The organism is Nocardiopsis sp. MG754419, assembly GCF_018207095.1.
Classification (GTDB): domain Bacteria; phylum Actinomycetota; class Actinomycetes; order Streptosporangiales; family Streptosporangiaceae; genus Nocardiopsis.
Map to the genome: position 1 here is coordinate 24079 of NZ_QOCZ01000014.1, position 13875 is coordinate 37953.

General features: G+C 72.5%; 12 protein-coding genes and 1 tRNA gene. 7 read left to right on the forward strand and 6 right to left on the reverse strand.

Features of this window, described 5'->3' with window-relative positions; genetic code table 11:
- Positions 1-14: 14 nt before the first annotated feature.
- Together DSY14_RS04490 and DSY14_RS04495 are read right to left on the reverse strand one after the other, a co-directional pair.
- A complete protein-coding gene (locus tag DSY14_RS04490; RefSeq protein WP_211715161.1) occupies positions 15-1010 on the reverse strand; it encodes a MauE/DoxX family redox-associated membrane protein in 996 nt (331 codons plus the stop codon).
- A 3-nt stretch (positions 1011-1013) separates the two neighbouring features.
- A complete protein-coding gene (locus tag DSY14_RS04495) occupies positions 1014-1976 on the reverse strand; it encodes a hypothetical protein (protein WP_211715162.1) in 963 nt (320 codons plus the stop codon).
- A 598-nt stretch (positions 1977-2574) separates the two neighbouring features.
- Between DSY14_RS04495 and DSY14_RS04500 the strand changes: the two genes are divergently transcribed.
- Positions 2575-3102, forward strand: coding sequence for a SigE family RNA polymerase sigma factor (locus DSY14_RS04500; protein ID WP_211715163.1), 528 nt, complete (start codon positions 2575-2577; stop codon positions 3100-3102).
- Between the two features lie 348 nt (positions 3103-3450).
- Positions 3451-3537: transfer RNA gene (locus tag DSY14_RS04505), tRNA-Ser, on the forward strand.
- A gap of 245 nt (positions 3538-3782) precedes the next feature.
- Here DSY14_RS04505 and DSY14_RS04510 read toward each other — a convergent pair.
- Positions 3783-6464, reverse strand: coding sequence for a LuxR family transcriptional regulator (locus tag DSY14_RS04510; RefSeq protein WP_211715164.1), 2682 nt, complete (start codon positions 6462-6464; stop codon positions 3783-3785).
- Between the two features lie 211 nt (positions 6465-6675).
- Between DSY14_RS04510 and DSY14_RS04515 the strand changes: the two genes are divergently transcribed.
- Both DSY14_RS04515 and DSY14_RS04520 read left to right on the forward strand, forming a co-directional pair.
- A complete protein-coding gene (locus DSY14_RS04515) occupies positions 6676-7317 on the forward strand; it encodes a DUF6790 family protein (RefSeq protein WP_211715165.1) in 642 nt (213 codons plus the stop codon).
- 119 nt (positions 7318-7436) lie between these two features.
- The gene (locus DSY14_RS04520; RefSeq protein ID WP_211715166.1) at positions 7437-7778 is read left to right on the forward strand and encodes a DUF4333 domain-containing protein; all 342 of its coding nucleotides are present in this window, start codon (positions 7437-7439) and stop codon (positions 7776-7778) included.
- A gap of 313 nt (positions 7779-8091) precedes the next feature.
- Here the strand turns inward: DSY14_RS04520 and DSY14_RS04525 are convergent, their stop codons facing one another.
- The 3 genes from DSY14_RS04525 to DSY14_RS04535 all read right to left on the reverse strand — a co-directional run bounded on the left by DSY14_RS04525 (position 8092) and on the right by DSY14_RS04535 (position 10867).
- A complete protein-coding gene (locus DSY14_RS04525; protein WP_211715167.1) occupies positions 8092-8808 on the reverse strand; it encodes a CPBP family intramembrane glutamic endopeptidase in 717 nt (238 codons plus the stop codon).
- A gap of 79 nt (positions 8809-8887) precedes the next feature.
- On the reverse strand, positions 8888-9646 hold the full coding sequence (locus DSY14_RS04530; protein WP_211715168.1) for a MerR family transcriptional regulator: 759 nt from the start codon (positions 9644-9646) through the stop codon (positions 8888-8890).
- 327 nt (positions 9647-9973) lie between these two features.
- Positions 9974-10867, reverse strand: a complete 894-nt coding sequence (locus DSY14_RS04535) for a type II CAAX prenyl endopeptidase Rce1 family protein (RefSeq protein ID WP_211715169.1) — start codon at positions 10865-10867, stop codon at positions 9974-9976.
- 193 nt (positions 10868-11060) lie between these two features.
- Here DSY14_RS04535 and DSY14_RS04540 point away from each other — a divergent pair, with 193 nt between their 5' ends.
- The 3 genes from DSY14_RS04540 to nshR all read left to right on the forward strand — a co-directional run bounded on the left by DSY14_RS04540 (position 11061) and on the right by nshR (position 13826).
- Entirely contained in the window at positions 11061-11669 is a 609-nt protein-coding gene (locus DSY14_RS04540) for a hypothetical protein (protein ID WP_211715170.1), read from the forward strand.
- Positions 11670-11766: 97 nt separating this feature from the next.
- Positions 11767-12918 (forward strand): glycerol dehydrogenase, encoded by a 1152-nt coding sequence (locus tag DSY14_RS04545; protein ID WP_211715171.1) that lies wholly within the window; start codon positions 11767-11769, stop codon positions 12916-12918.
- A gap of 86 nt (positions 12919-13004) precedes the next feature.
- A complete protein-coding gene (gene nshR / locus DSY14_RS04550) occupies positions 13005-13826 on the forward strand; it encodes an NshR/TsnR family 23S rRNA methyltransferase (protein WP_211715172.1) in 822 nt (273 codons plus the stop codon).
- Positions 13827-13875 lie beyond the last annotated feature (49 nt).

Here is a 13875-nt window from a genome sequence, read left to right on the forward strand (position 1 = left end):
CGCCCCGGGCCCGATCAGCCCTGGACGTCCTGTGCCTCCCTGGGCGGGCCGCCCGGCATCCCTCGCCCGGCCTCGCCCGGAGGCTCCTTGGCCAGGGTCCCGGGCCGGGCGCCACCGCGCCCCTCGGCCGCGTCCCTCCTGGCCGCCTGACGCGGCCGGGGCAGCCTGCGCGGCGGCCCCTGGAGGTCGAGGGTGGTGACCGCGCCGAAGGTGGCGACCACCGCGCCGCTCTCGCGGTCCACCAAGGCCGCGCGCACACCGGTGCGCCGCGGGCCGTCGACGCGCACGGCGTAGACCACGTCCACCCGGCGCCCGTGGCGCATCCCGTCGAAGCGCAGGAACCGCCAGCAGCCGTGGCGCCAGGTGTCCTCGGGCTCGGTGGAGAACATCACCGAGGTGTTGACCTGCCACACGTCGCTGCGGCGCAGTCGACGCAGGGTCCGGCGCGAGGAGACCTCGCGCAGGGCGCACGGCTCACTGCCGGTCGCGCGCGTGTACGCCTCGCGCAGCTCGGGGCTGAGCCAGGCCAGCAGGAACAGTTCCACCCCGAGCACGACACCGTGGATCGGAGTGGGGGTCGAGGCCACCTCCCAGCCGTGGGGCGCCAGTCCCACGGTGGACGCCGCGGCCACCGCGAGCAGGGACGCGCGGGTGAGCGTGCGGCTGCCGATCGGCTCGCGGCTCAGGCCGCCGAAGCAGCCGCAGCCCGCCTCCGGATCGCGCCGCCGCACCACGAGGAGCACGCAGACGGAGACGGCGAACAGCAGCGCCGTGAGCACCCGCGCCACCTCACCCCACAGCCCGGTGGCGGTCAACAGCGCCACCGCCAACACCACCTCCACCAGACAGGTGGCGAGGGTGACGGGGCGGCGGAGCCGCTGGGGCACCAGCGCGGCGGCGCCGGTGCCCTCCGAACGCGGCGCGGCCTTGGCCGCCGCACCGAGCAGCAACAACACCGCCAACAGCGGCAGCTGGACCTCACGGACCGCTGCGAGGATCTCCGGGAACATCGCTCATCCCTCCTGGTTCGCGACGGTCATGGTCGCGTTGAAGCAGCCGGCCTCCAGCCGCCCGCCCAGGGCGACGAAGGAGGTCATGGTGAGGGAGGCGATCCGGCCCGCGGCGTGGCCCCCGCACGAGGGGCACAGGTCGCAGAACCAGCTGTCGGCCGCGGCGCAGCCGAGCACGGGCACGACCGCCGTCTCGCCCGTGCAGTCGTTGCGCAGACCGAGGGTCGCCCCGGTCGACAGCAGCGGCAGGGGCAGGCAGGAAGTGCGCCGGTCGCACGTCCCCTCATGGCCCGCGCGGTCCAGGGCCGGGTAGGCGGCACCGGGCGTGTGCGCCCGTGGGTCCAGGTGGGCGGAGCGCCCCCACGCCGGGTCGTACCAGGTGGCGACGCCCTCGACGGTGGCGGAGCGGTCACGGACGGGCGGCCTGCGCGGGCTCGCGTCCAACGGGTGGGGCGGCTGTGTGGTGACCGGCCGCGCGGCCCACACCTCGCCGTCCTTCCAGGTGCCGACGGCGTCGAACAGGTAGCCGGGCTCCAGCCGCGGGTGGCGGACCGAGACGCGTCCGGAGGCGCGGTAGGGCACGACCACCGTGAGTCGCGGACGGCCGTGGCCGGGATCGATCTGCAGGGACTCGCCCTCACGGTCGACGATGAGACCGGTGGCGCGGGCCGTCTGGGCCCAGACCCGCTCGGCGACCAGCCTCCCGTCGTGGGAGCACAACACCACCGCGTCGTCGCCCGGGCGCAGCTCGGTGGGCAGGACCTCACCGCCGCGCCAGAGGGTGGTGACCCTTTCGTAGAGGAAGCGCTCCTCGCCGTTCGGGGTGGCCAGGCAGAGCATGTACGAGGTGGAGTCGACGACCACGCCGCGGGCGACACGGTGGTGGACGGGGGTGGGCTCCGGCGCCGCCTCGGGTCCGAGCAGGGCCGCCGTGAACCGTCGGCGTTCCTGACCGCTGTCCGTCATCACTGACATGTCCTTCGCGCCCCCTGTCACCCGACTCGTCCGTACGTGACCCATTGTGACCTCCGCCCCCACGACCGCCCGCCCACACGCCGACACACGCCCGTTCGTGCCGGTGCCATGCCCTGACCATTACACGGGATCACCGGCCGACCACCCTTCGTGACGCACGAGGAAGTCCGTGCGGCTCTCACCACAGTGGACGCCACCGCCTGCAAGGCATTGAACACGTTTCCGGCCGGTCGTGAGGTCGGCGCACTCCCGACCCTCGGGAAAGAGCCCACACCGTGACCGATGAACCCCGCTCCGCGCGCCCCGACCCCGCGGACCGGGGCCGTGTCCCGCCACCGGGACGCCTCGTCGACCGCCACGGTCGGAGCGACACACCTCGGGGCGCGCCCGACTCCGCGCCCGGGGACCGCGCTCGACCAGGAGACGCGCACGACCCCTCTGCCGCTTTCATGTGGTTTGTGGGCACGTGGCACCTATGTGCCTGGATATTTGCGTTGACTGTGTGACAGTTGTGAACCAAGGGCGGTCGGAGGCCGCCACGCACTCAGCGACATCGCGCGACGCGAGTCGGCGCGAACCGTGAAGGTCGGTGGTCGACGTGACGGGAACGACCCGGACCCCCAGGTCCGACGAGTTCAGCCGCTACGTGTCCGAACGCGGACCGGCGCTGCTGCGTATGGCCCGCTCTCTCACCGGCAATCACGCCGACGCCGAGGACCTGCTCCAGGCGGCGCTGGTCAAGACCTTCCTCGCCTGGGGTCGCATCGCCAACCCCCGGGCCCGCGACGGATACGTCCGGCGGGCCATGGTCAACACGCAGATCTCCGAATGGCGCCGCCGGCGCCTGGACGTCTACCCCACGGACGAGATCCCCGAGCAGCGGGTCGACGACCCCACGTGGCGCAGCGACATGGCCGACGTGGTGGGCCGCGCCATCGACCGTCTCCCCGAACGGCAGCGCACCACGGTTCTGCTGCGCTACTACGACGACCTCACCGAGGCGCAGATCGCCGAGCGCATGGGGGTCACCATCGGGACGGTGAAGAGCACCCTGTCCCGTTCGGCGGAGAAACTGCGCCACGACGCCGACCTCATCATCGAGCGCACCACCTCCTGAACCGGCCGTCGGAGGCGGTGAGGCCACGCCGGACACGGCCCCCGACCCGCCGGCACCGTCGCCTTGGTCACACCGCGCCTCCCCCGGCCCCTCGGCCGGGCGGCCGGGCTCCGCAGACCCGGCCCCGCCCGTTCACGCCACGCCGCACCGCGCACAGTGTCGTCGCCGGTCGACACCCGGAACCGAAGGGCCCTGTGCGCTGGGGGAATTTGCCTCTGACGTGGCATGATCCCGCCACGCACGACCCCGGCGGGGAGAGGCGGAACGGCCCCGCCCGCTCCCGCCCCGGATCGGTCCCGGGATTCGTTTTGCGCAGGACCTCCGCGCTCTGTAGGCTGGTCGCAGCCAGGAGGATTCGCCTAGAGGCCTAGGGCGCCGCACTGCTAATGCGGTTGGGGAGCAATCCCCTCATGGGTTCAAATCCCATATCCTCCGCCGGTCAGAAGGGGTCCCTGCCCACGTGGTAGGGGCCCCTTCGTCGTTCCCGACGACGGTCCCGTGCGCCCGCCGCGCGCACGCCCGCCTCCACGGCCGAGGGGACGCGACGGTCGGTGTGACCGGACACGCCACCGTGGGCGCGCTCTTCTTCGTCGCCTCGGCGATCCGTCTCCACCCGGTCTCCGGGAAGGCCCGGCCCCGGGTGCCGTCCCCGGCGTCCTCGCGCTCCGCTCCTCCGCGCGTCAGGGGGACCAGGAGTGCACGAGGTCGATCAGCTCGTGTCGGGAGGCGACCCCGGTCTTGGCGTAGATGTTGGACAGGTGGAACCCGACGGTGCTCCGGGTGACGCACAGGTCGCGGGCGATCTGGGCGTAGCTCATCCCCCTGACGACCAGCGCCGCCACGGCGCGTTCCCGGTCGCTGAGCGGCGCGAACACGTCCGGTACGGGTGGCCGCACCGACCCCGACGCGGGCGCTTCGAGGCGTTCGACGTAGGGCGTGGCGCCGATGCGCCGGTACGCCCGGAGCGCGCGCCCCCGGATCGCCTCCGCGGCGCCCGGACCCGCCTCCGTCGCGGTCAGCCGCGCGAGGTCGGCGAGGAGGTGGGCGCGGTACAGGGGCAGGTCGAAGGAGTCCACCGCGGCCGCTCGGGTCATCAGCCGGTGCGCCGTGTCGGGTCGGCCCTCGGACCACGCCACGAGCCCGCGCAGCCAGTCCGGAACCCAGTCGAGCCAGTCGGGTCGCGGTACCCCGCCCTCCACGGCGCGCACGTGCTCCTCGGCGAGGTCGTCCTCCCCGGCCCAGAGGGCCGCCTGCGCCATGTGCAGCGCCCAGAGTCCACCGGTGTCGCCCCCGGCCCGCACGGCGCGGTCTCCGAACCGCGCACGGAGCCGGGCGAGGTGGCCGCTCCTCTCCTCGGCATGACCCACGGCGTGGTGCCGGACGGTCGCGGCGACGCCGAACAGGCGGACCGCCTCCCGCCACGGGGTCGTCGCGAGCCGTTCCTCCAGCTCACCGAGGACGAGGTCGGCCGCGACGGCGTCGCCCTGGACGGCAGCGAGGAGGGGTTCGACGGCGCGGACCAGGGGGTGGGCCTCCGCGACGGTGGCGTCGTGTGCCGCGGCCATCGCGTCCCGCGCCAGGGTCCACGCGCACGACTGCCAGTAGGCGTAGGCCAGGGTCGCGTGGTGGACGTCGGCACCGGAGTCGACCAGTCCGCCCCGGACGCGCGCGGCCACCTCGCACAGGTCGGCCTCCGCGGACCGTGGCAGGCCCGCCCAGGCGTGCACGGTCCCCCGCCAGGCGAGCATGTGGGTCGCACGCAGGGGCGTGCGCGCGGGGTCCCGGGCCGGGCCGAGGAGCGGCCGCGCCGAGGTCCGTTCCCCCGGGCGACTCCGACCGAGCCACCCGACCGTGAACGTGTGCACGTCGTCCAGGGCGGGGTCCCGATGGGGCACCGCGAGGGCGCGGTCGAGCAGACGGCCGGCCTCCTCCGTGCCGCGCCCCGTGGCGAGAGCGGCCCAGGCCCACTGCAGGAGGACCCGGTGGCGGGTGGGGGCGTCCGCCGCGGCGAGCGTGCTCTCGGGAACCGCCGCGAAGACCGTGACCGCCTCCCGCCAGTGCCCCTCCACCACGAGGAGCGACCCCTGGACCAGGGCTCGGCGGGCGCGGTCGGCGGCCTCGTCGACCAGGGGCATCTCCGCCCGGACGGCCCCGAGGTCACGGGACCGGATACCGACGTAGAGCGCGTCCAGCCACCGGGAGACGCGCGGCCCCGGGGCGGAGGTGATCCGGCTCGACCAGCGCAGCAGGCGCCCGGACCGGCGGTACGCGCCCTTGGCGTGCGCCGACTCCGCCGCCCGCGCCAACGCGTCGGCGAGGGCGTCGTCGTGGTCGTCGGTGGCCGCCACACGGTGTTCCAGGACGGCCATGGGCGTCCGCAGTTCGGCCGCGGCTCGGCGGTGCAGTTCGCGGCGTTCCGGAAGGGGGATCGACTGGTACACCGCCCTGGCCACGAGCACGTGCGCCGTGCGCAGGGTCACGGAGGGATCGGGGACGCCGGAGACGAGCAGACCCGCGTCCAGCAGGACCTGCGCCGCCGCGCTCGGATCGGTGACCCGGGCGATCGCACCGACGGTCGGGAGGTCGCTCCAGGTGTGCCCGAGGACCGCCACGGCGTTGAGGAGCGCCGACGCCTCGGGCGACGCGTCGTGGACCGTTCGGCGCACGTCCTCCACCAGCTCACGAGGGGCGGGGAAGTCCCGGGCGGACTCCAGTTCGGCCGCCGTGTACTGCGCGACCAGCGAGGACAGAGAGAGCGGACTGCGGTCCGTGTGCTCCCACAGGCGCCGTACCAGGGCGGGCCCGGCGTCAGGGCGCACGCGCCGGACGAGGGCGCTCGCCTGTGCGAGGGTGACACCCTCGACGGTCACCGCGAACACGTCACCGCCCCAACCCGTCGGCCGCGGCCGGACGTCGGGGTCGCTCGGGTGCGCCGGGCACAGGGAGACGGCGACGAGGAGCCGCTCCCCCACCGCGCGTCGGACCAGCCGGGTGAGCGCCCGGACGGACGCGCGATCGGCGTGGTGGAGGTCGTCCACCGTGATCAGCAGTGGTCCCCCGTCCGACACGAGCGCGTCGAGGCGCCCGAGCGGGTCCTGGTCGGCGCGGAGCGAGTCCTCGGGGAACCCCGGCCCGGTGTCGGACGCGAACCGTCGCAGCAGGTCGAGCGGCTCCTGGTGGTGCGCGTCCTCCCCGAACCCCTCCAGCACACGAAAGCCCCGTGCGCGGCGCGCGACCTCCCTGAGCATCGCGCTCTTACCCCGACCCGCCCGACCCGTGATCGTCAGGACCGTCGGCCGGCCCGCCCGCGCCGAGGTGATCGCGGCCTCGATCGTGTCGATCTGCTCCCGCTGCCACAGCATCGTGCCCTCCCCGGGGGCGCGAACGCGCCGGATCGCCATGGACCGGGGTCGGCGAGGACGACGTCCGTCCCGGACGCGTCGTCCGATCGGTCCTGGTCATTTCGTACAGGTGCCCGGGGGCGAAGAGGGATCACCCTGGTGCTAGGCGGTCCGGACCGTGTCCCGGTCCGAGGGCCCCGCCCAGCGATCACCCAGCAGACCGGGAACCACCGTGATCTCAGACATCATCGCCACCCTCATCGGCAACTACATGACCACCTGTTTCGTCCTGGGACTCCTCGTGGCCGGGGTCGTCATCGCCCGCCATCGGGGTCACCGTTCCGGCGCCGTGGTGAGCGGCATCCTGCTGAACATGTTCATCCTGTTCGCCGTGGGTGTGGCCCAGGCGATCAACTTCGTCATGCACTCGTTCTTCGGTGACTTCGCGGCCCGGACGATCGGCTGGGCGCAGAGCCCCTTCCAACTCGAACTGGCCTTCGCCAGTCTCGGTTTCGCCGTGATCGCGTTCGTGGTCCACGGACGTCGTGCCCAGTTCCGGGGCAAGGTCGCCCTCGTGCTCGCCACGGCCGTCACCGGCTTCGGCGCGGCGGGCGGCCACATCTACCAGATGGCGGTCAACGCCGACTTCGCGGTGAACAACACCGGGCTCCTGCTGGTCATGGACATCCTCATCCCGACGTTCGCCCTCGCCCTGATTTTATGGCACGCCCTCGCGCGCGGCGGGGAGGCGTCGCCCACCGACGCCCGGACCGTCCACGTCCCGGGGCCGCGTCGGGGCTCGGCGGACGTGACCGGTGACGCTCGGACGGGTCGCGCCGGACGGGCGGGGGCGGCCCCGGGCGAGATCCCGTAGCGCCCCGGCGGCGAGGGGCTCGCACGCCCCTCACCTCCTCTGACGGGACGAGCACCGGAACCGAACGTCGGGTGCGGGCGTCAGAACGTGCGAAGTCCCTCCTCAAGCAAGGAAGCACCATGCTCCGTTCGCGACGTCATCTCCCCCGCACCGGCCTCCTGTTGGGTTCGCTGACCGTTCTCCTGGCCACCGGCTGCTCGTTCAGCGCGAGTATCGGCGGCGACTCCGCGGTCGGCGCCGACGACGTCGCCGAGCAGGCCACCGCCGTCCTCACCGAACAGGTCGGCCAGGCCCCCGACGACCTCACCTGCCCCGAGGACCTGCCCGCGGAGGTCGGCGCCTCCATCCGCTGTGAGCTCACCGCGGGTGGAGAGACCCTGGGCGTGACCGTCACCACGACCTCGGTCGAGGGCTCCGACGTGAACTTCGACGTCGTCGTGGACGACGAGCCCACGGGCTGACCCGACCGGGTGTCCGGCGGGCGGGTGGGGCCTCGCCCCGTCTCTCGGAGCGACCCGGCGTTCGTGCCGGCGACGGTCCACGTCGGCGCAAGGCCCGCGTCGCCGCCACCGTCTGAGCCCTTCCCCTGACGGTGGGACACCCGGTGTCGGTCCCCGGATCGGCCTCGCCGGGGTCGTGGACCACGCCGGTGCGACGGTGCCGGGCACCCCGCCCCGGAACGACGTTCTCGGGAAACGATCCTCCTCGGTTCGGTGGCGTGGAGGTGCGGCTCTCCACCGTCGCGCGGGCGGAGCGGGAACCACCTGGGCGGGGTCACCCCATGATGAGCGCCACCGCCGGCACCGCGGCGTTGTTCACCGCGTGGACGACGACCGCCGGCCAGATCGATCCACTGCGACGGGCGACCTCCGCGGCGACGATGCCCACGATGACGGCGGCGGGGAAGATGAAGTTGAAGCCGTGGAAGAGCGCGAAGACCACCGAACTGGACAGCACGGCGATCACCGGCCCGTAGCGCAGGAGCGCGTTCATCAGGACGCCGCGGAAGAGGAACTCCTCACCGATGGGGGTGAGCACGGCCAGGAACAGCACCGTCAGGAGCATCGGCAGCACACCGCCGCCGGCCGCGTCGTAGTACATGCCCTGGGGGTCGGTGTCCGCGAAGTCGGTGAAGAAGATGATGAAGAAGTTCCAGACGTACTTGAGGCTCAGACCGAGGACACCGGCCGCCAGCCCGATGGCCATCCAGCGCCATGTGGTACGCCGCACACCGAAGGGCGCGAGGGAGCGGATGCGCACGAGCACGGCCGCGCCGAAGCCCGCCAGGCCGGCCACGCCGGACCACGCGGCCAGGACCAACCCATAGGTGACCGGTTCCAGGTCCAGCCCCAGGGGACCGAAGATCAGAACGGCGACCATCGCGACCAGCATGGTCAGGAGCCCCACCACGATCTCGATCCATCCGGGTCGGGTCGGGCGGGCGGACACGTACTCGCTGCGGTGTGGGCGCTCGGATCGGGGGCTGGACATGGGTTCGCCTCTCCTGTTTCGGTGCGATGTTCGGGGGTGTGCGGAGGGACGTCCTCCACGACGTCGGGTCGAGGCGGGGTCAGAGGGGGCCGGACGCTTCGGGCTCGGCGTGGTCCTCGGTGGCCAGGGCGTGGGCGACGCGGGCGAGGACGTCGCGTTGGGCCGGGTTGTACAGGTCCCTGATCGCGGTCCTCAGCGTGTCCGCGGCCCGGGCGCCCCCCTCCGGCGCCTGTCGCCAGGGGTCGTCCAGCGCCGGACGCGCCTTCCTGAGATCGCGGACCCGCGCGGTCAACCGTGTGGCGACGTCCGCGCGCGTCTCCTCGTCGGCCTCCGCGCCGAGCGCGTCGAACTCCTCGTCGACGGCCTCCGGCGCGTAGTCCCGCAACGCTACGCTGAACGGCCGGATCGCGTCGGGTCCGAGTACACGGCTCCAGACCACCATGAGTCCGCGGTCGGCCTCGGACATGGCGTGTTCGTCGGCGGCCAGGGCCATCTCGGGCGGCAGGTCCGTGGGCGGGGCCTTGCGCAGGACCAGGGCCAACTCCGTGCGCACCCGCTGAAGACGCTCGATGGTCCGCGCCAGCTCGGCGTCCAAGGCCATCAGATCGTTCTCGGGGTAGGCGTCGGCCTCACCCATCTCCGCGATCCGGGCCAGGGAGAAGCCCAGATCGGAGAGGCGGCGGACCCGCATCACGCGCACCAGGTGGTCAACCCCGTAACTCTTGTAACCGTTGGCGCGCCGATCGGGCTCCGCCAGAAGACCCACGTCGTGGTAGTGGCGGATGGTGCGCAGGCTCGTTCCGGCCAGCTCGGCCAACTGTCGGGTGCTCCAGCCCATCGTTTCCTCCTCGCTCGATCCCGGGGGCTCGGGGCGATCGGAAACCCAGTGAAGACCATGCCGTTACGGCATGGTCAAGGGCCGCTGTGACGGCGTCCGTACGCCGCCTCCGAAGCTCGCCGCGAGGGCCGTGGACACACGGCGACGTGTCGGCGGCGTGCGCGACGTGGCGGTGGGGCACGACCCCCACACTCCGCGGGGCCTTCCTCCCGTCGGCAAGGGCCGGAGCGCGAGGTCGACACCCGGCTCCCGCACTCCGCACACGACGCGCGGCGGGATGGCGCCGACCGGTACGGCGGTCGGCACCACTCGCCGACCGGGCCTCCGTCAGGCCGCCGACCGCCGCGGCACCTCCCGCCGCGCGTCAGGCAGGACCATGCGCAACCCGACGAAGAACGACCCGCCCAGCACGATGTGCACGAAGACCAGCGCCATGACCTCCGGTGCGGCCATGGTCACCTCCACACCCGAGTCCACCAGAACCGTGCCGCCCAGGATCAGACGGTTGACCGTCAACTGGACCGTGTGGAACGCGATGGCCGCCCCCAGCGCACCCGCCAGCGGTAGGCGTCGCGCGGCCACCAAGGCCAGACCGAACAGCGTCAACTGCACCACGTAGACGAGCGGGTCCGTCCCCTCGGGAACCGCCGAGTACGGATCCGGGTCCCCGCCCAGCACCGTCTCCACCACCAGACGACAGGCGTCCGAGAGCGCCACACCCACCGGGAACAGCGCCGTGACGACCACGGTCGCCATCGCCGGTCCCCACCCGTCGCGCATGTTGGTCCAGGCGTACCCGCGCAGCGCGATCTCCTCGGGCAACGCCTCGTACAGCACCAGAACGATGGTGTTGACGAGCAGGAACACCAGTATCTGGACGGGATCGACACGACCGACGGTGATCCATCCCGCCAGCAGGGCCGGACCCCAGACCACGAGGGCGCTCACCAGGGCCACGCCCGCGCCGATCGCGACCGCGCCGCCGAACGGGCGCGCCCAGCCCATCCCGGCCGCCGAGCGACGGTCCACACGGGAGCGCAGCAGCAGGATCGCCGGTACCACCAACGCCGCGACCAGCACCGCCTGGGTCCAGTACTGGACGGCCACCGAATCGGCGGTCCAGTCGCTCACGCGTCGAGCCAGGGCGATGGCCAGGCCCTGGACGAGGAACATCGTCGCCCACCCCGCCAACGCCCGCAGCAGGGCGGATCTCTTGGTCACGGGGCTCGTCTCGCAGGGGTCGTGCATGGTGGGGCCTCGTACCCCGGATCAGATCTCCTATGCGCGTCCTCGGCCGCACCGGACGGAACGGTCGCGCCCGCGTTCCTCGCGGGAGCGCCCGGTCGACGTCGGAACACGCGCGTCCCGACGCCTCGGGCTTTTCGACCCACGCCCTCCGGGTACGAGCGGCCCCATGAGCGAACGCACCTCCCCCGGGTACCGCCTCCGAGGACGCCTCACCCTGCACGCCCACCGCCACCCGCGACGACACGGTGCCCTCCTGGGCGTGGCCGCCGGACTCCTGTTCGGTCTCATCATGGGCGCCTTCTCCCTCGTCATGCACGACGCGTTTCCAGCGCAAGCGGTCATCACGGGGGTCGCCTCCGGTCTGTTCTTCGGTCTCTTCATGGGCTTCTTCTTCGGCCGTATGCTGCGTGACGCCGCGGACGTGCACGGCTACCCGATCGGCACCGACCAGCGGCACGCCGCGGACGCCCAGGCGGTCCTCGCCGAGGGACGGCCGGGATCGGACCCCCTCACCAACGAGGTGGCGGCACGACAGGCGCGGACGATACTGGGTACCCCGTATCACCCCAAGACCATGGTGGTCGTGCTGTCACTGCTCACCCTGCTCACGGTGGGTTGGGCGGTGGCCGAGTACGGCCGCTCCGGACTCGGTTTCCCGTTCGTCTTGTACGTCCTGCTCGGCCTGGGTCTTCTGGCGGTGCTCACGGTGCTCTTCCCCCTGGACCGGCGTCGACGGCGACGGGCCGCGGCCCTCCTCGACGCCCTGGAGGACTGAGGCAAAGGAACGGTCCGACCTCGACCACGCCACGTTTATCGAGGCCGCGCACCGGCCAGGCGAGAGGGAAGAGCACGTTCGACCAAGGGGGATCGGCATGGCCGGGAACACACCGTCGCTGCGCGTCTTCGCCTCACCGGACCGCTACGTCCAAGGGCGGGGCGCGTTGGAGGAGCTCGGACCACTCGTGTCCACGCTCGGAGAAGCCCCACTGGTCCTGACCGACGACGTGGTCCGTGACCTGGTCGGGACGATCGTGGAGCGTTCCTTCGCCGAGGCCGATCTACGGCTCACCTTCGAACGCTTCGGCGGTGTGCCCACCAAGGCCGAGTCGGAGCGGGTGGCGAAGGTCATCGAGGAGGGCGGGCACGACGTCGTCGTCGGTCTGGGAGGCGGCGCGGCGATCGACGCCGCCAAGGCCGCCGGTGACAACGCCGGGGTCCCCTGGGTGAGCGCGGCGACGGTGGCCTCCACCGACGCCCCGACCTCCGCGCTCTCCGTGGTCTACACCGAACAGGGGGCGTTCGAGTCCTACCGGTTCTACGAGCGCAACCCGGCCTTGGTGGTGGTCGACACCCAACTCGTGGCGCAGGCGCCCACGCGCTTCCTCGCCGCGGGGGTCGGGGACGCCCTGGCCACCTGGATCGAGGCCCGTGCGCTCCGGGGGACCGACGCGCCCAACATGGTGGCCGGAATCCCCACGCGGGCCGGAACCGCGCTCGCCCGCCTCTCGTGGGACCTTCTGTGGGAACACGCGCTGCCCGCGCTGGACGCGGTGGAGCACGACCTGGTGACCCCCGACGTCGAGGCGGTCGTCGAGGCCACCACGCTGCTGTCCGGTCTGGGGTTCGAGTCCGGGGGGCTCGCGGCGGCCCACGCCGTGCACGACGGGCTGACGGCCGTCGACGAGACCCATGGCATCGCCCACGGCGAGAAGGTGAACATCGGTTCCCTGACCCAGCTCCTGTTGGAGGGCGCCGCCACCGCCGAGATCGAGGAGTTCGCCGAGTTCACCGCGCGCGCGGGGCTGCCCACGACCCTCACCGAGGTGGGTCTGGGCGAGGCCGACGACACCGTGCTGGACCGCGTGGTCGAGGCGGCCATGGCACCGGAGGAGACCATCCACAACCTGCCCTTCAGTCCTTCGCACCGGGACGTGCGCGACGCGCTCCGGGCGGTGGAGGGGGTCGGCCGCCGGGTGCGCGAACGCGCCGGCCTGGACGCGCCCCGACCGCCCCGGCGGGGCTGACGTTCCACGCGGGTGGGGTGGTGTCACCGTCGGCGTGGCAGACTGGAACACCCCCCACCCACACGTCGCACATGAGAAACGGGCCCATGGACAACCTGGACATCATCGAAAGCGCCTCCGATCCCGCGGTCCAGAGGATCATCGATGTCACCAAGAGCTCCAGGGCCAACATCAAGACCACGCTGATCGAGGACGTCGAACCCCTCGTCCAGTGCATCAAGGCCGGCGTGGAGTTCATCGAGATCTACGGGATCGAGACCCAGCCGCCCTCCGCCGAGCTGATGGACCTGTGCCGGGAGCGGAACATCCCGGTCCGCCTGTTCGCGACGTCGGTCGTCAACCAGGTCTTCAAGGGTGAGCGCAAGCCCAAGAACTTCGGCATCGCGCGGGTGCCGCGCCCGTCGCGGTTCAGCGACCTGGCCAGGAGGGGCGGGGACGTCCTCGTCCTCGACGGGGTGAAGATCGTCGGCAACATCGGCGCCATCACCCGTTCGGCCCTGGCCCTGGGCGCTTCCGGGATCGTGCTGGTCGACAGCGACCTGACGGCCGTCGCCGACCGTCGGCTCATCCGCGCCAGCCGCGGCTACGTCTTCTCGCTGCCCATGGTGCTCGCCACCCGGGAGGAGGCCATCTCCTTCATCCGTGAGGAGGGCATCCCGCTGGTGGTGCTCGACGCCGACGGCGACGTGCCGCTCAAGTCCCTGGGCGACAACCCGGAGCGGCTGGCGCTGCTGTTCGGCAGTGAGAAGGGCGGCGCCTCGGAGATGTTCGAGGGGGCGGCCTCGGCGTCCATCTCCATCCCGATGATCAGCTCCACCGAGTCCCTCAACGTGTCGGTGTCGGTCGGCATCGTGCTGCACGAGCGGACCGGTCCCAACTTCGAGGCCCGCGGGGCCGACGCGGGTTAGGCCCGGCTCTCTTCGGGCCTTCCCGTGTTCTCCCGGGGTCCGCGCTGCG

Excerpts from the sequence above, each read along its gene's own strand:
- DSY14_RS04540 (WP_211715170.1), top strand. The coding sequence starts at position 11,061 with ATGAGCGAACGCACCTCCCCCGGGTACCGCCTCCGAGGACGCCTCACC.
- DSY14_RS04510 (WP_211715164.1), bottom strand. The coding sequence starts at position 6,464 with ATGCTGTGGCAGCGGGAGCAGATCGACACGATCGAGGCCGCGATCACC.
- DSY14_RS04525 (WP_211715167.1), bottom strand. The coding sequence starts at position 8,808 with ATGTCCAGCCCCCGATCCGAGCGCCCACACCGCAGCGAGTACGTGTCC.
- DSY14_RS04530 (WP_211715168.1), bottom strand. The coding sequence starts at position 9,646 with ATGGGCTGGAGCACCCGACAGTTGGCCGAGCTGGCCGGAACGAGCCTG.
- DSY14_RS04545 (WP_211715171.1), top strand. The coding sequence starts at position 11,767 with ATGGCCGGGAACACACCGTCGCTGCGCGTCTTCGCCTCACCGGACCGC.
- DSY14_RS04490 (WP_211715161.1), bottom strand. The coding sequence starts at position 1,010 with ATGTTCCCGGAGATCCTCGCAGCGGTCCGTGAGGTCCAGCTGCCGCTG.
- nshR (WP_211715172.1), top strand. The coding sequence starts at position 13,005 with ATGGACAACCTGGACATCATCGAAAGCGCCTCCGATCCCGCGGTCCAG.
- DSY14_RS04495 (WP_211715162.1), bottom strand. The coding sequence starts at position 1,976 with ATGACGGACAGCGGTCAGGAACGCCGACGGTTCACGGCGGCCCTGCTC.
- DSY14_RS04520 (WP_211715166.1), top strand. The coding sequence starts at position 7,437 with ATGCTCCGTTCGCGACGTCATCTCCCCCGCACCGGCCTCCTGTTGGGT.